This window comes from SAR324 cluster bacterium (genome assembly GCA_015232315.1).
In the GTDB taxonomy this organism is placed as follows: Bacteria; SAR324; SAR324; order SAR324; family NAC60-12; genus JADFZZ01.
The window spans coordinates 270,327-291,184 of record JADFZZ010000004.1; the positions used below are offsets into that span (position 1 = coordinate 270,327).

Below are 20,858 nucleotides of genomic sequence, written 5' to 3' on the forward strand. Positions count from 1 at the left end.
GACTTTGGCTATTTAAAATTGAAAGGGATGATTTTTCGGCAGAATTTCACATTGATTTTTCGGATGTTCTTTTTTTCGACAAGATAACTGTCATCATTTTTCTGTCAGCCGTTCAGAGCCATTCCAGCTTTCATCAGGAGGTTCCTGTTGATATTTAACGCAACGTGCCAAATAGTTCTGAGAAACAATGTCTTCAGGAAACACGTTCAAACATTCCTCAAACAGCCGCCGGGCTTCGTTCCATTTCCTGGAAAGATAGAGCTTTAGTCCTTCCCGGTATGGTTTCAGGATTCTTGTTTTCTTCTCCCGAAGGGTGTTTTCATTGGCATTGAATATCTCATAAATGGTAATGGATTGTTCTTTTCCAAGAACCTTTACAAGGTCGAGTTCCCGCCAAAGAAGCCCTTCCTCATGTTGAACAAAATTCCACGTCTGGTCAGAAATAATGATTTGTGCGTGATACTTTTTAGTCAATCCTTCCAGTCGGGATGCTAAATTCACGGTATCCCCCAAGACAGTAGAATCCATGCGATCCTGAGCACCTACAGTTCCAATAATGACCGGGCCGCTATGAATTCCAATTCCCGTCGCGACGGGCGGAATTCCCAGTATTTGGCGTTGCTGATTGTAGGCCGTCAATACGTCCTGCATGCCGATGGCCGCCTTTACGGCTGAAATAGCTTCCACGGCGTCATTCTGACCGGGAAAATCAAACAAGGCCATGATGGCGTCGCCAATGAACTTATCAATGAATCCATTATTTTCGTGGATGGGGATCGTCATTTTTTTGAAATAGTCATTGAGAAAATTCAGCAATTCCTGTGGCGACATCATTTCAGAGAGAGACGTGAAACCCCGGATATCTGAAAACAGAATGGTAATGGTTTCATGCTCCGCTTTGCCCAATTCAATATTTTCAATCCCCTCGCTTGCGATTCTTCGAAGAAACTGATTGGGGACGAATTTTTTAAAGGTAACAAGGAATGCTTCTTCTTTTTTAAGGAGTTCCTTCAGACTTTCGATGGAGTTCTGAAGTTGCAGGTGAAGATTGATCCGACTCAACAATTCAGCTTTATGAAAAGGTTTGGTCAGATAGTCGTTGGCACCACTGTCGAACCCTTTGACCAGATCACTGACCTGATTTTTGGCGGTGAGCATCAGAATGGGGAGTTGAGCGGGCGGGTGGTTCTGACGGAGTTTGAGCGCCACTTCATACCCATTCATACGTGGCATCATCAAATCAAGCAGAACAAGATCCGGATGTTCACTATGAAAAAGTTCGAGGGCTTCAAAACCATCCTGTGCAGTCAAAACCCGATAATTGTTTAATTGCAGATGATTTTGCAAAACCTTGATATTGATTGGTTCATCATCCACGACCAGAATGGTTTTCGCTTTGAGTTTATTGTCCTGTTGATTTTCCAGAGGCATTAATTCATTCAACGAGAGTGAATGATCATCCTGCTCCCACGAATTAAAACGGATGTGTGCCTGTTTTGCATGAAGACTCTGTTGATCTGCGGCTTTTGCCGGAAGGGAGAGATCTTCCGCATAAACGGGTAAATCAAACCAAAAGATTGAGCCTTGACCGGGCGTACTATCCACCAGGATTTTCCCGCCATGCGCTTCCACCAGTTTTCGCGTGATGCTAAGTCCCAGACCTGTCCCGCCATATTCTCTGGAGGTCGAACCATCGGCCTGTTCAAATACCTCAAAGATGCGTTCCTGTTGGTCTGACTGTATTCCGATTCCAGTATCAGAAACCGAGAGCCAAATGCGTGATTCCTGCTGTTCAGCCTTGAGCAGAATTTCTCCCTGATGCGTAAATTTGATGGCATTCCCGATCAGATTCATAAAAATTTGCTGTAGCCGATTTTCATCCGCATAAACAAAGGGCAGTGTGTCAGGAATCTCCGTGCGCAGGATAATCTGTTTTTTACCTAGCAACGTAGAGGCGATTTTCAAAACCACTTCCGTAATACTTTTCAGATCCACAGGACGGAATTGCAGTTGCAGTTCATGATTTTTCATTTTGGAAAAATCCAGAATGTCATTGACCAGGTTGGCCAGACGTTTCCCGCTCTGAATAATGAGTTCCAGATTCTCGGAAGTGGCTTTGGAAAGTTTTCCAGTGGCGCCATCCACCAGCGATTCCGCCAACCCGATAATTCCGTTGAGGGGCGTTCTCAATTCATGAGACGTATTGGCCAAAAACTCATCTTTAAGCTTGTCCACCCGTTTCAGATTTTCCACGGACTGATGTTCGGCTTTCAGCACTTCCTGCTGGGCTTCCAACAGTTTTTGCTGGGCGACAAAACGTTCCTTTTTCATCGTATTAACGCGATCGGCCAATCCAAAGGAGAGAAATATCACCTCAAGGGCTGAGCCAATATGGGGTCCATAATTGGTTATGAACATCATGGGGAGTATACCGAAACTCCTCAGAGCGGAGGCTAAACCGCCCAACAGGAACAGTGAAAAGGAGAGAAGAAAAAAACGTGCGGGACGACTTCCCTTGAGAACGGCCAGGAATGAAACCCAAAGGATGATCACATAGGAGTTCATTGCGCTTAATACCACCAGACTACCACTGGTGACTGTATTGACAAAGAGGGAAAGAGGCATCAGTCCTGCTAAAATAACGGATAAAAAAATCAGTAGCTTATCCCATCCGTGTAATATTTTTGCCGAGTCCACAAAGCTACGGAAAAAACTGATTCCCCAAAAACCCGTAAAAGCCAGAAAGAAGGGCAGACTCTTGTTGGTCCAGGAAGGAGAGTCCGGCCATAAATAGCGATAGGCCAGACCATTATAAACCATTTGATAAAGAAGCAATCCGGCAGTATGGAGCACATAATACAAATAACTCCGATCACGAATTACTGTAAAAAGAAACAGATTATAAATCAGCATGACCAGGATCATTCCATAATAAAGTCCCAATCCGGAATGTTCCTCAGTGGAATTTTCCAGAAAGGTTTCTGGATTCCACAACTTGAAACTCATTTGCATGGAACTCTCCGATTTGACCCGGATATAGAGTGTTTGAACATGCTGAGAAGGCAAAGACAACGGGAAGATAATATTTCGATGTTTAACATCGCGTTGCTCAAAAGGATACTGATCGCCAGCGGTATATTTCAGAAATGTTCCATCTACCTGCTGAATAAAAAGACTGACATGATCAATAATCGGGAAGGCCTGTTCAAGATACCACATGGTGCTTGATGGCAGAGGATTCAAAACCTGAAGGTATGCCCAATACACGGAATGTGTATTCCCGAAATTTGGAGCATCCAGGGAACCACTTTGAAAACTTGATGAAAATTCGGAACTGGAAACCTGTTCAATAGTCAGTTGTCCATCCACATCTTCCAGAAATTCCATATGTTTTCCCAGTGGATATACTCCCTGGGACGGGTTGAGTAACAGGGGGGTCGCGGCATAAATCAGGATAGGGTTCATGAGGATCAAGACACAAAAAAACGAGATCATCCTCCTTATTTCTTGAAACCTGTTCAACAGGGTATTCCTGATATAAATGTAACGACGAAGCATATTCAGAGGATAAACGAAGGAGTCAAAAATGACAGGATTCCATAAAACCAGATCTGATAAAGTTGTTTGAATGGGACTGGATGTACTAAGGACATGAGACCAGGATGATTGAAATTTTTAATTGATGATGGGGAGCTGAAACAAACAGACATTGTTTGTTATCAAGGGGGATTTGTTCCTTCAATTTTTTTCCGGCCAGAATAGCGGATTTCCATTTTATAAATTCCGAATAAATGGGGGAGAAGTATTGTTTGGGGTCCTCTTGTGCTGATTCGGAAAGATCATGTTTCAGTTGGAGCGATATTGTTTTGACTGAATCAGCGAGTACCAGACCTGTATCATCCATTACAATCAATCTTTTGTTTTCGAGAAATGTGAGCAACTGATCGATGTATTCTCCCAGATATCTTTCATAGTGCAGGAATGCGGGGATGCTGCCATTTGAAAGAACCACAGGTGTCGAATAGGCGACAACCCAACGGTGAGAGTCGTGAGATATATAGGCACTCTGAATACGTACTTCCTGATCCTTGAGTTTGAATGATGGTTCATAAAAAGGATTATCGCCTTCCTCCAGGGATAATTCGTCATTGGTCGCGATTTTATTTCCTGAAATTCTCATAATTTCGGGAGTAATGACTTTCCCATCAGGCAGTGTGACTGGTCTGCTTATCAGACACATTTCATCCATGTTGAATCTGGAATGAGTGTATAAACTTAGTTTTTGAATGCTCGCCAACGCCTGTTTTCTTTTCGGGGGATCGTTTTCATATTCAAAATATTCTTCAAAACCGGAATCATTGCGTACGGTAAGTAACTCATTCGCATAACGCAGGTGAATTCGGTCAAGAGTGCGCATCTTTTTATCGAGCATTGTTTCAAGCGCTTCATATGAATTAGCAAAAGCATAAGCCGGGAATAGACAGAATCCTGCCAATACATATTTTATGAAGCGTTTCTTAAACATTATACACCATTGGGTTAAAGGTTTCTGCAGCTTAAAGAGAAGGGATCACAACTTGGGTTAAATGCTAGTCCTGCAAATATCGCGTCAGTTCGGCCACATCCAAAACAAGCGATACACCGCCATGTCCCATGATCGCGCCTCCGGCAATGCCCCGGTGTTTCAAGTGGTCTCCCATTTTGTCAATTTGCAGGTCTTTCACGACTACCTGTGCTTTTCCCAGCAAACAATCAACCATCAACGCAAATTGATGGTGTCGGTATTCCACCACAATCAAAATCGATTCTTCCGGTTTTATACATTGAGAAGATGTGTCAAAAATTTCATAAAGACGTACAACTCGTAACATGTGATTGTTGTAGCGTATGACTTCTTTGTGATTTGCTGTAAACACCTGCCCTGATTTCGGCTGAAAGGCTGTTTTCATAAATTCCATTGGCAGAATGTATTCCTCATTCCCCACTTTGGTATTGATGCCTTCAATAATCAGGAAACTACTGGACGCCGGCATCCTGATATGAAAGGTGGTGCCCTTTTCAGGGGTTGTCTCTACGAAAAAATAGCCATTGGCCGATTCAATCAGTTGTTTTATCTGACTCAACCCCATGTCGGGCAAAGAGTCTGTCAATGTTGAGGACTCCGTAAAAAATCCTGATAATAAAAGACAGTTTTGCAGTTCTTCTTCAGTGTAGCGATCCAGTTCCGCAGAGGGAACCAGTTCCGTTTCCAGAACACGGTGTTTAATCTCAGCCATTGAGATTCCGTTTCCATCATCTGAAATCCGGAAATGCACCCAGTCATCTTCATCAGAAAAAGCTTCAATCTGCACACTTCCTTTGAGCAACTTGCCTTTGCTTCTGCGTTCCATCGGTGATTCAATGCCATATTCCACCGCATGGGCTACAAGATAGAACAGGGGTCGTTCCAACAAATCATGAATACTCTTGTCAATTCTGATTTGACCTCCACGAATCGCCACATCGATCTGTTTTCCCAATTTATCAGCAACACTGCGCGCGAATCCGGGCAACTTGATAAAAAGGCCTTCCATCGGAATCAGTCTGATTTTCAGCAGACTAGAGATCATTTTCTGGGAAAGGAGATTGAAAGTCTGGTTTGCCTGTTTGAACCGTTCATGAAGTTCTCTTTCCACGTCAGTCTTGCTCATGGCATTACTGACATATTGAAACATGTCTGAAACAACAACCAGTTCACCCACAAAATGCATAAACCCATCGATTTCTTCTTCCGCGACACGCATCGTTTTATGTTCTGTCTGAGTGCCGGTGATGGAATGCCCCTTCAAAACGCCTGATTGGGATGAAACATTAGAAAAATGAGCCAGTGCCGGCTGGAAAATATTCTTCAATTCCGTCCTGAACTCAGGGACAAATTTTTGAACACCTGACACCACCTGATCCAGTTTGAGTTCCAGAATCCGAATGATATTCAGTGCTTCACCTGAAATTTTCGGTTTTACGCACACAACCGCGTCTTTCATTCGTTGCGCGGTACTGACAGGTAAAAATTCTTCTGAGGGACGAAACAGAATATCACGGATCGTGCTGATTTCACCTGAAACATCGATATCCTTAAAGAAAAAATCAGCGGATTTTCGAAAATTGGATGTTCTGGATGCGGATTGCGAAACAATATTCAATCGAATGATATTATTATGCAGAATTTTGAAATCCCGATGATTCTTTGTGCTTTCTGGAATCCCTGACTCAAACTCATGAAAAGATTGGATGAAGTTTGGCGCTGTTTTTTCCAGGCTATCGGTCACCAGAATTCCCAGATGCCGTGCCTGTGCCTCAAGTTTTTGAAACGCGTTAGAACCTTTGACAGATTCAGGCAAGTGGGCGGTCAGAGCATTGAACGCATTGAAAGAAATGAAGGCTTCCTCTCTCAATCCTCGTTTCTGTTGGCTGAGTTGATCAATCTTGAGCAAAAGTTGATTGAATGATTCCGTATCACGAACTTCGATACGTTCATGTTTGAATGTTTCCGCGATATGTTTGAGTCCATTCAATCCACTGATGAGCGTTGAAATCACCATGGAAGACGCTGGAATTTCCTGCTTTGAAATCATTTGCAGAATAGTGCCCGTTGAGTGAGCCAACTTCTGAAAAAAAACGAGTTGAAAAAATCCGGCCGCATCTCTCATTGAAAAAAAGGAATCAAGAATTTTCCCCAATATTTCTATGTCTGAATCATACTTTTCAAATTCCAGAAGAAGATTTCCCAACTGATTCAGATTTTCAGCGGAATCCTCCAGAAATTCAAGCAGACTTTGAAGATCTATAGTGATGTCGGTTGAGGATGTCGGTTGTTCAGATATCAAATTGTCCTCATTTCATAAAAATGAAACCAGTTTATGAGGAATGTTATCCAGCGAAATCAGAAATTCAGCCCCCCCTGATTTGTAAGCTTCACAAGGCATGCCAAAAACCACGCAGGATTTTTCATCCTGAGCCATGGTGCGAGCACCCGCACGACGCATGGACAGCATTCCCGCCGCACCATCATTGCCCATTCCGGTCAGGATAATACCAATCGCATTGGCTCCGGCAAAACGGGCCACAGAATCAAAAAGTACATCCACAGAAGGGCAATGACCACTCACTTTCTCTCCAGGTTCACAATGGACCAGATAGACCCCTCCTGAGCGTTTTACAGTCATCTGCAAATTACCTGGCGCAAGCAAAGCCTGTCCCGGCATGATCCTGTCTCCATGTTTGGCTTCCTTGACTTTAATCGCGCATTGTTCATTGAGACGTTCCGCATAGGTTTGTGTGAATCCCGGGGGCATATGCTGCACAATCACGATTCCGGGCAAGGTGGCTGGCAACTGGGTCAGAATCCTGGAAATTGCCTGCACCCCGCCTGTGGAAGCGCCAATGGCAATCACTTTATCAGTGGAAGTACTCAGGGCTGTGTCCATGCGTACTTTGGCAGGTGTCGGAGTGCGCTGCTTCCAGTGACTGACATCTGTCATTGAGGCCTGTTTTACTTTTTGGCGAATGTCCTCCAGCATGATTTCCAACCCACGAGCCACATCAGAGCTGGGTTTTGTCACAAAATCCACCGCACCGGCTTCCAAAGCCTCCATGGTGATGCGTTTCCCTTTTTCGGTCAAGGCACTGACCACCACCACCGGCAGAGGATACTGAGGCATCATATACCGCAAAAACTGCACGCCATCCATGCGTGGCATTTCAATATCCAGTGTGAGCACATCCGGACGAAGTTTTGCGATTTTTTCTCTGGCGACATAAGGATCAGGAGCAGACCCCACCACCTGAATTTCCGGATCACGCGCAAGTCCTTCACTTAAAATATCACGCACCAGCGCTGAATCATCAATGACAAGTACCTTGATCATAATACTTTCCCTGGTTTTTGTTTAATTTGAGAAAAAATTATCGTGGAATTTTCTGATAAATCGCGGGGGCAACATACCGATAGGGGCATTTGTCCTTGTCCAGATTTTCTGTTTGTCCGATGAACAGAAAACCATAGTCCTCTGTAACCTCATAAAAACGCTGTACCAATGCTGTGATTGTCGCACGATCGAAGTAAATCATGACATTCCGGCAAAAAATGGCATAAAATTTAGATTTAAACACAAATTTGGGGCGGATCAGATTATAGTTGCTGAAGTGAATCAGTTGTTTCAGTTGAGGACGAACTTGCCATTTTGTTTTATCCAATGCCTGAAAATAGTTTGTTTTATATATCGGGGGAACATTTTTCATCCGGTCGCCGGTATAGATCCCCTTATGCGCTTCCTGGAGTTTTTCACTATCAATGTCTGTTGCCAGAATACCAATGTCCCATCTTGGTGTGGTTTTTGCCAAAAATTCTTTCAACAACATTGCCAGCGTATAGGCTTCTTCTCCTGAAGAACAGGCGGCGGACCATATATGCAGATCATTGGTGTCTTCAGTAATATCCCGTGATTTTTTTTGAGGCAGAACATGATTCATCAGATAATCAAAATGCTCGTGTTCTCTGAAAAAATAACTGTAATTGGTTGTGATCTGGTTGATGAATTGTTGTAAGCGCTTTCCCTCAGTGTCAGCACGCAGCCAGGCGTGATATTCACCAAAATCCTTGAGTCCCAATGATTGCACCAGGAATTGAAGACGATTGGATAAAAGTGATTTTTTATCCTCAGTCAGATAAATTCCACACTTTTCATAAGCCAATTGGGCGATTTGCTGGAAATGCTGGTCATTCATCATAGAGTAAATCAGGTGTAACTGTTTCAGTTAAAAGAAGAGGCCAGGTGTAGCGTTCAGGCTCTATGGTCATGCCCCTGTTGTTGATGAATTCACCGCGTTATTATTTTTAGAGCATTTGTGATTCATAGAGCCTGTCAACCGTACAGAAAATTAGAATTTCCCAGTGTCCTCATCCCCGAACGAAATAAGATCTTCGCCACTCACTTCATCAGAATGTTTGTGTTTGTGTTCCACGTGAGGGGTGGAATAAACTGCTTTTTTGATATGCGGAGCATGGGTGATCTGATGACTTTTGCGCATCGGCAGGGTTTTGGTCTGTGCGGGAGGAGGATTCATGACACTGTTTTTCAGTTGAAAACGGAAGACCAGCTCTTTGAGATGCTGGGATTGGCCTGTTAATTCCTCACTGGCCGCCGCTGTTTGTTCTGCGACCTGAGCGTTTTGCTGAACCACCTGGTTCAGTTGGTTCAGGCCCGTATTGATTTCACGAACGCCACGTGCCTGTTCATTGCTGGCGGTTGCGATTTCATTCACCAGATCTGTCACTTTGGTGGAGGAGTTGACAATCTCTTTCAGGGAAGAGGCGGTTTCATCCGCCATTTTCGCGCCGGATTCAACTTTTTTTACTGAATCATTGATCATGACAGTGGTTTCCTTAGCCGCCTGAGCACTGCGTTGAGCCAGATTTCGGACTTCTTCCGCGACAACAGCGAAACCCTTTCCATGCACACCGGCACGTGCGGCTTCGACCGCCGCGTTGATTGCCAACACATTGGTCTGAAACGCGATTTCGTCAATGGTTTTGATGATGTGGGCAATGTTGGTGGAGGAATTATTGATTTCTTTCATGGCTTCCAGCATTTTTTGCATCTGACGATCACCCTGTTCCGCGCGACGTCTGGCGTCTATCGCGATCTGATTTGCCTGATTCGCGTTTTCAGCGTTGGATTTGGTTTGGGAGTTCATTTCTTCCATGGAAGAAGAAATCTGTTCCAGTGACGCGGATTGTTCAGTGGCTCCCTGAGAAATAATCTGACTGGATTCTGAGACCTGATGGGCTCCAATGGATAATTGATCCGCAGAGGTGATCACCTGGTGGAGTGTTTCATTAAGGCTTGTAGTCATTTCCTGAATAGCGATCCCCAGAACATCCTTATCTGAAGCCAATTGTGTTTCAGCGCTCAAATCCCCTTTGGCAATGCGTTGAGCCACTTTGGTTTTGGCGCTGATGGCATCGACCATGTGCTGGAAGGATCGTCCCAAATCGCCAAATTCATCTTTGCGGACAGTATCCACCTCAATCTGTAATTCACCATTTGAGAGGGTTTCTGAACCTTTTTTGATGGCGGAAATCGCTCCAAGAATCGTGCGTGATAAAAAAAACATGATAACCACACCTAGCGCAAAAGCAAAAACGCCAGCACTGAGCAAAGTAATTTTAATGGTGTGGATCGAACTTGAAATCAGTTCCATGTTGAGCGTGGCTTCGTCAGACTGTTCTGTTTTTAACTGAACCACTTTTTGTTTGATCGAGGCGGCATCCGCATCAAATGTTTCCATAATGTGGTTCCCCGCGTCTAAGCCCTGATTGATATAGGCCGCTGTCATTTTTTTCCCGCTTTCATAGAACTGGTCAAAGGCCTGTGCCATGGCTTCCATGTTCTTTAACTGTGGCAGATTATTTTCTTTGGAATACATTTCACGAAATTGGGAGAGCCTTCGTTTGAAATTCTGGGCCGCAACCTCAGCATCTCTCAGTCCATCTTTATTATGACTGGCTGATACGTCTGTAAGCCACTGCTGGACGTTTGTTACATTAGTGTCCATCTCTCCGGCGAGTAGTGCAAAGGGCACACTTTCATGCTTGACCCTGGAGGATAATTGTTCAACTTCATTAAGCATCCACAGACCACCCAGACCCGCAATTCCGAACAGCGCGACAATCGCAAAAAAACTCACACTCAATTGTAAAGAAATTTTCATATTTTTGAATGACATTGGAACCTCCGAATATAAGTTAAAAGAACAGGCGAGTTTGAAAGGGAGACGTTGGCTTACCATTTGTTGATCACGCCACGGAACCCATTTTTTCCAGGATCTGGATTTCTTCAGGAATCAGAAGATTATCCACATTGATCAGGATATAGACCTGATCTTTGGTTTTCCCCATACCGGCAATAAAACGGCTTTGCCCTGAATTCTCCAGATCAGGAGCCGGGTCAATTTCGGTTTTTGGAATACTCACAACACCCGACACAGTATCCGTAATCAGTCCGGTCATAACGCCCCTGATACTGACGACCACAAAGCAGGTCCGGTCATTGTATTCAATTTCATCCATCCGAAAGCGTAACCGCAGATCAATGACCGGAATCACTTTTCCCCGGAGATTGATCACACCTTTGGTATAAGCGGGCATATGTGGAACTTTGGTAATGCGTGTGTTGGTATTCCGGATGACAACTTCAAGCACATGATGAATATCAATGCCATACAAACTTTCTCCCAGTGGGAAACTAAGGTATTTACTGTCGGTTTCATCTACGTCATCGTTTTCCTGATTCAGCAATGAATCATCCATCTGTCCTTCGTCCATATTCCTCCATTATTGTTTTATAATTCCAAGACGCCTCAGAAAATCGTGGTTTTTTCTCCAGCCATCAGTTGCTGGAATGACTTCCCATGCTTGACATATCCAGAATCAACCCTACCTGCCCATCACCAAGAATCGTACAACCCGCAAGATAGGGAATTTCTGTCATTGATGGTGGTAAGGTTTTTACTACAATTTGCTGCTGTCCGACAATGGCGTCCACAAACAAACAAAACGCGCGTTCAGATGATTCAATCACGAGCAACATTCCTCCGGTCAAATCCTGAATCCCGGTTTCTATCTGATACAAACGATGCAGTCGGATAACAGGCAATAACCGGTTTCGGATTCTAAGCATCTCTGATCCGTCTGGTGTAAGAAAGATATTCGCAGCCTTGGGTTGCAGGGATTCCTTGATGGAAATGGTGGGTAACACATAGGACACCTCGCCCACATTCACCAGCAAGCCGTCAATAATACTCAGTGTCAGTGGCACTTTTAAGGTGAAGAGGGTGCCCTTGCCTTGCTGGGTCGCGATATGAATACTGCCACGTAATTTTTCAATGTTCTTCTTGACAACATCCATTCCCACACCACGTCCTGAAAACGCGGTAACTTCTGTGTTTGTGGAAAAACCGGGTTCCAGAATCATCTTCCATAGTTCATGATCAGGCAGATTGGCATCCGGCCCAATCAGATTCTGTTCACGGGCTTTTGCCAGGATTTTTTCCCGGTTCAGTCCCTTCCCATCATCCTGAATGGTGATCCAAAGTTCATTTCCCACATAGCGAGCTTCCAGAACAATGATGCCCTTATCCGGTTTTTTGGCTGTTTTCCGGCCTTCCTTGTCTTCAATACCATGATCAATGGCATTACGAATGAGATGCAACAACGGATCGCTTACCTGTTCAATCAGGCTTTTATCAACTTCAGTTTCTTCTCCCTTCAATACCAGTTCTACCTGTTTATTGAGTTTTTTGGACGCGTCATGCACAACCCGAATCATTTTGCGGAACACGCTGGCCACAGGGATCATTCTCAGTGACATGGCTATTTCCTGAAGTTCACGCATATTGCGATGCATCTGGCCTGATACGGATTTCAGTTCTTGTGTGTCGATATAATCCTTATCAAGACGTTGCGCCATCATGGAGTCTGATATGACCAACTCCCCCACCAGATCAATCAGATGATCCAGTTTATCCAGACTCACCCGAATATCAGAAAGTTGTGGGGTGCCTGCCGGAACATCCGTTTTAGCGGCTGGCGTTGAGGTCGCGGATTTTGCCTTTTCTATTGCGGGAGTCGCGGGTATCTGGGGCTGAGGAACTGGTTTGGATGCATTCTGAGAAGAAGCCGGTGTCGTGACAGAAACTGCTGTTGGTGATGCGGGAATTTGAACAGACGGGATCTCCTTGGCTTTTTTATTGGCGGGAATCAGCTTATCCAGAAGATTCATGCATTGTTCAAACTTGTTTGTATCTATTTCCTGTCCTGAGGCAATTGCTCCGGATCCATCACGCAAAACATCAATTGTTTCCAATACAGGATTCATCACATCACTGTTGATGGACAGCGTTCCATCCTGTAACATCTCCAGCACACTTTCAGCCTTGTGGCTGAGACGTTCAACATGCGCCATCCCCAGAAATCCGGCATTGCCTTTGATGGTGTGAAAACTGCGTTTTGCGGAATTCAGGAATTCCCCTTTATCGACATCCTCTCCCAGTTTATCCAGAACCAGAAACACACCTTCGATGGTTTCCAGATGTTCAAGAATATCACTGATGAACAGTTGTATCCGCTCAGGATTTTGTACGGAGCCTGTTGAAAGTGTTGCCGGTTTTGTTATTTCAGTCGGAGACTGTACATCGGCCTTTTTCGGATCTGGTTTTATATCTGGTGACGCTGTGGATTTTGCGGGTGGAAGTGAATCCTGAGGTGGCAGATCAAACAGGGACAAGGGATCCAATTCAACATACAAATTTTCAGACGCGACATGAGGCTCCGAAGCCGGTTCCATTTTTAAAGTCGCATAGCGTTTCAGTTCATAGAGAATCAGGGTTGCTTCTTCTACGATATTTTCACTTTCAAACAGTGGTAGATATTTACTCATCAAACTTTCCAGCAGACTGCCCCCTTGGGAAAGAACTTCCTGGATGGAGAGAGTCGGTTTCCATTCTTCATGCTTTACAGGTTGAGTGATTTCGCCCTTCTGGGAAAGCTCAATCATGATATCCAGAGCGTCCAGATGCTGGCTGATCTCAGGTTCAAAAGCCCGGTCATTTCCTGTTGATTCTACATGATTGAGCAGGTTGTTGACCAGGTCACAGCTTTTTACCAGAATTTCTGAAAACCCATATTGCCATTTGTCAGGATTCACCCTGACTTCCTGCAACAGGGTTTCTGTTCGATGGGTGAGTTTTTCAATGTTGTGAAATCCCAGGAAGCCGGCACTTCCCTTCAGACTGTGGAACGGACGGAAAATCAGATTGATGATGTCCTGAAGCTCGTGAGCATCTGAAATTCCTTCCATATGAATCAATGCGGGTTCCACCGTTTCAATGGTTTCCTGACTTTCGGTGACAAAGTCTATGATCAGTTGCTGATCTTCATTGAATGTCATTCCTTGTCCTCGCAATAAGGTTAGACAAGGCTTTCAGGCTTTCTTCCCTGTTTTTCCCGGCATATCGTGTTAAAAATTTTTCCATGAGGTGTTTCAGGCTGTTGATCACATCGTTCAGATTGATCAGATCAAGCGCGTTCAACTCAGGGCGCAAATAGCAGTTGGCGATGATCAGCATGCCTTCAACCTGGTGCATGGCGTCCAATGTCAAGGGGTTGTCCTTCCAACCGGGTTCAGTGATAAAATCACGAATTTCCGTACAGAGGAAACTCACGATGGTGGGGCCTTTCCATGCGCCAATAAAACGTAAAAGTTCATCCAGACGGTAACTTATTTTCGTGACATGTTGCTGAACCTTTATTTTCTGTGCCCAGTCCGCTCCTGATTCCCGCATGCTATGGCACAGATACATCCAGGAATGTTCCAGGTCATTCATGTGATAGGTGAGTTCCTGCAGCAAAACGGTTTCAGCGTTAAGGCCGCGCTCTATTTCAAATCGATAACCTGCCTTGTTGCTCAGAATGACATCAGAAAAACTCGGCATATTTTACACTCCCTTGATCAACGCATGAGACGATTGTTTGAGTCTGAATCGAGTTAAAATCTGCTTGAGTTGATGCACCGATTCATCAAGATCGGCTGCTGCTGCGGCACTTTCTTCAACGATCACAGAATTGTTGCTGGTCGTGTGTTCAATCTGATTGAGACCAAGGTTAATCTGCTTCACTCCCGCGGCTTGCTCCTTACTTGCCACAGAAACTTCCGCCATCAGATCACTCATTTTTGAAACCCCCTGAACAATCTCTTCCAGAGATTTTGCTGTTTCCTGAACAATTTCAATCCCCTGACGCACTTTTTTATTTGAATCATCAATCAGATTTGTGGACTCTCGCGCAGCTTGAGCACTACGTCCCGCCAGATCACGAACTTCATCGGCTACGACAGCAAAACCTTTGCCAAAACGTCCGGCACGCGCGGCTTCCACCGCCGCATTCAACGCCAGAATGTTGGTATGGAAGGAGATTTCATCAATCACTCTGATAATCTGGGAGATGTTGGAACTTGCCTGGTCAATTTCATCCATGGAGTGAATCATGGTTCGCATGCTGGCATCACCCCTGTCTGCTGCTTTTCTGACTGAAACACCCAACTGGTTGGCCCAATTCAGATTCTCGGAATTCTGTTGAATCTGATGCAGGATGGTCGTGCTTGACGCACCAATTTCCTTGACCGCGCTGGCTTGTTCCGTGGCCCCCATTGACAACCGTTGACTGTCTTCAGCAACGGTCCGGGATAATTCCGCGATGGTCTCGGCAATATCAATCACCTCATGCATGGTACTGTTCAGATTCACATTCATGGTCTGCAACGCTTTTCCTAAAACATCCTGTGGTGATGAAAGCAACGCCTCTGAAGAAAAATCGCCATGACTGATTGTTTCAGCCAATTTTACTTTTATTTTCAGGGACTCCAGCATTTTTTTTGTCGCGCCTAACAATTGTCCCACTTCATCCTTAGGAAATTCTGCTGGCAGAACAACATCCAGTTTTCCGGTCGAGACTTGTTCCAGTACGGTTGTAAGCTGAACCAGTGGTTGCGTGATTTTTTGAGAAATCCACAAAATAACCAGTGTCGCGACCACCAGCATTCCCAGCAACATTAGCAGGATGGCAATTTTAAGTTCACTCAGCGAAACACTTCCTTCGAGTAACATCTCATACGGTTTGATCTGCGCGACACTCCAGCCAAACGTAGGCAGAGGTTGATATACCACATAATAGGTGATTCCATTTTCTGAATAGGTCCCTTTCCCGATTTTTCCGGATTTCATATCAACAAGAATATTCCTGAAGTCAGAATTTTTGCTGATCGAATCCACCGAAGGAAAATAATCTTCGATTTTATGTTCATCATCAACAGTTGTTCCAGGATTCAGATCAATGGAAATATCTTGATGGCTGTCGGCGATGATCCTGTTTTCAGGGTCCAGTACAAAAGTTCTTTCGGGTGTGTCGTGTCCAATAATTTCCTGAAAAAAGGCCACAGGAATTTCAAAATGAAAAAAGGCGGGTTTGGAGCCATCATCCAGGATAATAGGGGTGGTATAAGCAAACACCCATTTTTTATAGTCCGCGGACATATACGGATAGGCGATATGAACTTCTTCATTTTTTAAATTAAAACTCGGTTCAAAAAAAGGTGCCTCATTTTCTTCACTGGAAAAATCATCATCCGGGGCGATTTCACGGAGAGTCAGACGTGAATGCTCCTGACCAGTCCGGTCAATCAAACAGGTTTCAACGACTGGAAAACGACTCTGGATATACATAATCCATGCGTCCAGTTTGTTTTTTAAAGCACGTTGAGCTTCAGTGAACTGAATCACCTGATTACCATCCTGTTCCTCATACCTGTTTCCAGCCCTGGTTTCAGGAAGATCAAAATACTCCTTGAATACAGGATATTGCACTGTCAGCACCAGGTCACTCTTCGCTTTATCGTGGAACACCTTGAGTTGGGATTCTTTCTGACGCAAATCATTCTCCATTGTGCGTAACGCATTGGCAATGATGGCGTTCTCTGTGATTTTGAATTCAATAAGGACACTGCCTCCCAATGTGAGACAGAGCAATCCAAGAAACGCGGTCAAAAATTTATATTTGATCTTCATTTTTCCTCATAAAATGTTACTTGAAGAGAAAACAGGAATCCCTAAAAAAACAATCAACTATTATTCCTGCATGTCCAGATTTTTTCAGAGAGGGGGATTTACTTTTAAAAATTGCTTAACAATTTTTTATCAGGGCGTGTCTCTCCTGTAGCACACCAACTCCGTTTGCTCAATGATTTTTCCTGATTGGCCTGTTTAACTTTGGTAATCATGCAACAGAACCGGAGAGAGGGGGATCCTGGGTGTTCATTAATCTCTCCGAAGAAAGGAAAAGAGGGTAACGTAATAGAAATAATTGAGGAGTAGTTACAAAGACCTTAATAATTCAGTTTATCCTTTTTTTCACGTCCTTTGCGGGTGGGAATTTTGCTTGACGGGGTGTCTTTACTGAATTGAAATTCACGGGGACCGGTAATGGTATTTCCCTGAATGTTGATTTTATCAATTTGAGGAGGGGTTGTTGTCAAATTATGGCGAACCTCGACCTGATAAACACCATCCGGAACATTCTTGATGCTGAAATTATATTGTTCATCCAGATAGGTGTAAAATGGGGTGTTGACGACCCAGACAGCCATATACATGTTTTGGTGGATGTTGCAAAATACCTCCACAACACCCACTTCATTGAATTTTACAATCGGTTCATCACCTTCATCCAGCAATCCCAGATCAAATCGCCTGATTTTGCTCATGGACCAGGCATTATGTTTTACCTCATCGTCATTTGAAAAATTGACGGAACTGCCCTGGGGGACAATCAGTAATGGCGGACGAAATATTTTCCCTTTCTGGGATATGGCAATGGATTGCGGTGTGACAGATGTATTTTTTTCTGGAACTAAAACAATGCCAAAATCCTGATAGGCATATTCTGTTATGATCTTTCCAGTGTAATCCGCGGCATACAAAGATGTGAATATTCCGGCCTGTAATAACGCAATTGTCAGAAATATTTTAATATTCATCCGCATATCATTTTATTGTATTGGGGTTAATGACAATCTGAACCTTTCCTCTCATTTCTTCATGTCCGGGAAGGTAACATGTGATATCAAAATTAGATCCGGGTTTTTTTGGTGTGAAATACCATTCAATATGGTTATCAGGAAATATAATGAACTTGCAAACTGAACCTTCAAACATTTCCGCAACAGGGTATTTCTCAAAGTCAAGAACGACAATTTTGTGAGTTGTTACAGAATCCTCCATATATTTTGAACAAAAAACATGCTTCAGTCTGCCGGAATTTTTCATGACAAGTTTATAAAGTTTTTCTGTTTCAAAAACGAGAAGATCAGGACTGTACACAAATTCATTATCCGTCGTGCTGACACTGAGATCAACAGGGATAGCATTCATATAATCGATTTTTTCAGAGGCTTCGATTCCGGGATGTATCAAAAATATTAAAACAATTAATCCAAAAATATATTTCATCTCATCCTCTTCAAGAATACGATTGTATGAATAGACTGAATTGTTGTTACATCAATCTGCAAAAACTTATGGATTAATATGCGAGAGCGAATCTCCTGCCGGTTGAAGTATTCCAGGTCATAGGAATAACAGGCAGGAGACGCGGGAGGAGTTTTTAAATTTTTTAATACACTTCGTATGACATGGTCATACCAAGATCCGCATGAGATTTGCCGACATTTTTCCCATCACTTTCCGTAATGTGGCAGTGGACATCGTTTCCTTTGCCGGTTTTAACCGGAACAAAATACCAATCCGTTTTGGTCATAGGTGCGATTTCTATTTCAGTGACATTTCCTTTTACCTCGGCGGCCCATCCATCCATGACCTCCAACCCTTTGAACACGTGAACTTTCCGGGTAAAAACCAACCGGGCAAGACTGTAGGATGTGAAATAATGTTTTTGTTTACTTTTATTCAATAAAACCAGTTTATAGGCTTTACCTGTTTCAAACTTCAAAAGTTTGGGGTTCTCACAATCAATACAGTTGAAAACATAATCACCCTTCTCATTGCTGATTTCAACCGTGATTTTATTGATATCTGTTTCAGTCAAATCGCCTTTTGCCCACAGGTTCTGCCCCAGAATGATCAGAAAAAACATTGCTAAAGATATTTTGAAATAAATATTCAGGGCCTTCATAGATTCTCACTTGTTAAGGTTAATGTTATTTAAAAATTAATGGAAAAACTGCATTTTTATCTGCAAAAATCTGTCCAAATATTTTTCGCATATAATAATTATTGAAGATCACGAGAAACAGGCATCATTGGAGAGTGCTTTGTTCTGTCTCAGGTTCTTCAAAAAAAAGATCTTCGCATTCAATCTCCTGACTACAACGGTTCTCAACCTGATATTTGAAATGTTCATAGTCTTCGAGTACCAGATCAGGATGTTCACCGTTGAACAGTCGAAGTTGCAAATTACCACAATTAACAGCTTCATTCGTATCATTCCTCAAGGTACTCCAGCATTGTTCATCCATGTCATTGTGAATTTTCATAAAAACTCTCTTTGCTTCAGATGAGAGCGAATTAGTACTTTGGGAGGGGGCCAGATATTCAGGTGAGTATAATCTTGAAAAAACCTCGCGCGTATTCCGATAATTGTGGCCTTCTTCATTCATCACCTGCTGATAGACTTTGCAGCGGATACAATGAGCTATTTTTTCAGAAAAAGGGTCAATGTTACGTCCACGACATCTGGAGTCAGCAATTGCCCAGCATGCCCGCCCCCCGTTTTTACCTCCATTTATGCCATTCGTTGTTGTGGTCAGCGGGATAGGGCAGGGTTCCCTGTGAGACAGTCGTCCCCCCGGTTCTCGACCACATTGTTTGATTTCCCAACAATTCATTTTTATGGAAGACATAAGAGCTCCATTTTATGGGGTGATGGTTGATTTGAATTTCATTTGATGGGCTTGATCACGTTTTAGAACAATGACCTGTTTGTCATGTATCAGGACTAACGTTTATCACATGAATAACGTAAAGATGATAACCTGAATGAGAATTCTTTTTTTATGTTGGTTGATGATACTCCATTTAAAAAATTTTTATAAACAACACCCTTACTTCTGCAAACACGATACCAATTCAGTGCCAATTTCGTAACCAGGCATGTGTTTGGGGAATATTAGAAAATAACCAGGAGCAATTTGCCTGTGCGTTACCTTCCTTGATTCACCTGCTCTTTCAGGCTCACCTCTGGTACGCACACGCGATGTCATCAGCTTCTGGATTTTGAATGTTACTGTATTTCCTTCCACTTTGGTTCAAGGAGGTTCGGAGGAATGTAATTCTGATCGTTGGATTCCCCATACCGACTTTGTAAAAGGGACTTCTTGGGGAAGAATTCATTGAGTTGAGATATTGTGGAACACAGGAGAGATACGAACAGGTTGTTAGTATTATTTCGCTTAACCCGAATTAAAAAAGGAAGGGAATGCCGGGAATGGATAATCCAGATTCCCGGTAAAGGAGACATGTAATTATTTCAGTGTATTGACATAGCTTGCGACATTGATGAGTTCCTGTTCACTGGCAAGTGCCTGTGACATTGGACGCATTTGCGCTCCAGTGGAATCCTGTGGATGAGCACCTCGAATTCCTGCTCTGAAATTCTGAAGCTGGCGAACGACATACCAGTCATGCTGTCCTGTCAGTCGTGGGGCGTTTACTGCCTGATTTCCTTCACCATTCGGTCCGTGGCAACCTGCGCACAGCGCGAATTTGGCTTTACCGCCAGCAATATCACCTTTCACTGTTGCTGGAGAATCAGCGGGAACCAGCGAAGAAATATAAGCGGCGACATCATTGACAGCCTGATCATTGGCCAATGTCATTGCCATGGGGCGCATTTGAGCACCATAAGTGTCCTGAGCATGAGCGCCTCGAATGCCAGCCTTGAAATTGTTCAATTGCCGAACGACATACCATTCTTCCTGTCCAGCAAGAGCGGGTGCATTTAACGCTGTATTTCCAGCCGCTTTATCGCCATGACAGCCAACGCATACCGCATAAAGAGTTTTTCCCGCATTGGGGTTGCCCGCGGCCATAACACTGGTTCCAACAGAAATGACTGACAAAAGTGTCAATCCTGTGATGATGATTTTTTTCATTGAGAATTCTCCTAAAAAAATGATTGCAGTTTAACAATAATATCCTGATTACTCAGGATTACACAGCGGGAAGATGAAAACTGTTCTATTGGAAAAACA

Annotated in this window: 15 protein-coding genes; all 15 read right to left on the minus strand. The window is 43.6% G+C overall.

What is annotated here, in order from left to right:
• Positions 1–93: 93 nt before the first annotated feature.
• Positions 94–3,465: a response regulator gene (locus HQM11_05510; protein MBF0350466.1), complete on the minus strand. Its 3,372-nt coding sequence runs from the start codon at positions 3,463–3,465 to the stop codon at positions 94–96.
• A gap of 178 nt (positions 3,466–3,643) precedes the next feature.
• Positions 3,644–4,525 (minus strand): cache domain-containing protein, encoded by an 882-nt coding sequence (locus HQM11_05515; GenBank protein ID MBF0350467.1) that lies wholly within the window; start codon positions 4,523–4,525, stop codon positions 3,644–3,646.
• A 64-nt stretch (positions 4,526–4,589) separates the two neighbouring features.
• A complete protein-coding gene (locus tag HQM11_05520) occupies positions 4,590–6,866 on the minus strand; it encodes a chemotaxis protein CheW (GenBank protein MBF0350468.1) in 2,277 nt (758 codons plus the stop codon).
• Between the two features lie 12 nt (positions 6,867–6,878).
• Entirely contained in the window at positions 6,879–7,907 is a 1,029-nt protein-coding gene (locus tag HQM11_05525; protein MBF0350469.1) for a chemotaxis response regulator protein-glutamate methylesterase, read from the minus strand.
• Between the two features lie 37 nt (positions 7,908–7,944).
• Positions 7,945–8,769, minus strand: a complete 825-nt coding sequence (locus HQM11_05530; GenBank protein MBF0350470.1) for a chemotaxis protein CheR — start codon at positions 8,767–8,769, stop codon at positions 7,945–7,947.
• Between the two features lie 150 nt (positions 8,770–8,919).
• A complete protein-coding gene (locus HQM11_05535) occupies positions 8,920–10,767 on the minus strand; it encodes a HAMP domain-containing protein (GenBank protein ID MBF0350471.1) in 1,848 nt (615 codons plus the stop codon).
• A gap of 70 nt (positions 10,768–10,837) precedes the next feature.
• Positions 10,838–11,365 carry a purine-binding chemotaxis protein CheW gene (locus HQM11_05540; protein MBF0350472.1) on the minus strand — a complete coding sequence of 176 codons (528 nt, stop codon included), beginning with the start codon at positions 11,363–11,365 and terminating at the stop codon, positions 10,838–10,840.
• Positions 11,366–11,429: 64 nt separating this feature from the next.
• Positions 11,430–13,988, minus strand: coding sequence for a chemotaxis protein CheA (locus HQM11_05545; GenBank protein MBF0350473.1), 2,559 nt, complete (start codon positions 13,986–13,988; stop codon positions 11,430–11,432).
• Entirely contained in the window at positions 13,975–14,532 is a 558-nt protein-coding gene (locus HQM11_05550; GenBank protein MBF0350474.1) for a hypothetical protein, read from the minus strand. The genes HQM11_05545 and HQM11_05550 overlap by 14 nt, the downstream gene beginning before the upstream one ends.
• Before the next feature lie 3 nt (positions 14,533–14,535).
• On the minus strand, positions 14,536–16,659 hold the full coding sequence (locus HQM11_05555; protein MBF0350475.1) for a HAMP domain-containing protein: 2,124 nt from the start codon (positions 16,657–16,659) through the stop codon (positions 14,536–14,538).
• Positions 16,660–16,976: 317 nt separating this feature from the next.
• Positions 16,977–17,627, minus strand: coding sequence for a hypothetical protein (locus HQM11_05560; protein MBF0350476.1), 651 nt, complete (start codon positions 17,625–17,627; stop codon positions 16,977–16,979).
• A gap of 7 nt (positions 17,628–17,634) precedes the next feature.
• Complete coding sequence (locus tag HQM11_05565; protein ID MBF0350477.1) at positions 17,635–18,099, minus strand: hypothetical protein; 465 nt, start codon at positions 18,097–18,099, stop codon at positions 17,635–17,637.
• Between the two features lie 163 nt (positions 18,100–18,262).
• A complete protein-coding gene (locus HQM11_05570; protein MBF0350478.1) occupies positions 18,263–18,781 on the minus strand; it encodes a biphenyl 2,3-dioxygenase in 519 nt (172 codons plus the stop codon).
• 124 nt (positions 18,782–18,905) lie between these two features.
• Positions 18,906–19,142: a hypothetical protein gene (locus tag HQM11_05575; protein MBF0350479.1), complete on the minus strand. Its 237-nt coding sequence runs from the start codon at positions 19,140–19,142 to the stop codon at positions 18,906–18,908.
• 987 nt (positions 19,143–20,129) lie between these two features.
• On the minus strand, positions 20,130–20,759 hold the full coding sequence (locus HQM11_05580; GenBank protein MBF0350480.1) for a c-type cytochrome: 630 nt from the start codon (positions 20,757–20,759) through the stop codon (positions 20,130–20,132).
• Between the last annotated feature and the right edge of the window lie 99 nt (positions 20,760–20,858).

Bases quoted from the DNA above. Each gene is read 5' to 3' on its own strand.
- HQM11_05550 (MBF0350474.1), bottom strand. From the start codon at position 14,532: ATGCCGAGTTTTTCTGATGTCATTCTGAGCAACAAGGCAGGTTATCGA.
- HQM11_05515 (MBF0350467.1), bottom strand. From the start codon at position 4,525: ATGTTTAAGAAACGCTTCATAAAATATGTATTGGCAGGATTCTGTCTA.
- HQM11_05535 (MBF0350471.1), bottom strand. From the start codon at position 10,767: ATGTCATTCAAAAATATGAAAATTTCTTTACAATTGAGTGTGAGTTTT.
- HQM11_05575 (MBF0350479.1), bottom strand. From the start codon at position 19,142: ATGAAAATTCACAATGACATGGATGAACAATGCTGGAGTACCTTGAGG.
- HQM11_05545 (MBF0350473.1), bottom strand. From the start codon at position 13,988: ATGACATTCAATGAAGATCAGCAACTGATCATAGACTTTGTCACCGAA.
- HQM11_05565 (MBF0350477.1), bottom strand. From the start codon at position 18,099: ATGAAATATATTTTTGGATTAATTGTTTTAATATTTTTGATACATCCC.
- HQM11_05525 (MBF0350469.1), bottom strand. From the start codon at position 7,907: ATGATCAAGGTACTTGTCATTGATGATTCAGCGCTGGTGCGTGATATT.
- HQM11_05580 (MBF0350480.1), bottom strand. From the start codon at position 20,759: ATGAAAAAAATCATCATCACAGGATTGACACTTTTGTCAGTCATTTCT.
- HQM11_05530 (MBF0350470.1), bottom strand. From the start codon at position 8,769: ATGATGAATGACCAGCATTTCCAGCAAATCGCCCAATTGGCTTATGAA.
- HQM11_05555 (MBF0350475.1), bottom strand. From the start codon at position 16,659: ATGAAGATCAAATATAAATTTTTGACCGCGTTTCTTGGATTGCTCTGT.
- HQM11_05560 (MBF0350476.1), bottom strand. From the start codon at position 17,627: ATGAATATTAAAATATTTCTGACAATTGCGTTATTACAGGCCGGAATA.
- HQM11_05540 (MBF0350472.1), bottom strand. From the start codon at position 11,365: ATGGACGAAGGACAGATGGATGATTCATTGCTGAATCAGGAAAACGAT.
- HQM11_05510 (MBF0350466.1), bottom strand. From the start codon at position 3,465: ATGAACCCTATCCTGATTTATGCCGCGACCCCCCTGTTACTCAACCCG.
- HQM11_05570 (MBF0350478.1), bottom strand. From the start codon at position 18,781: ATGAAGGCCCTGAATATTTATTTCAAAATATCTTTAGCAATGTTTTTT.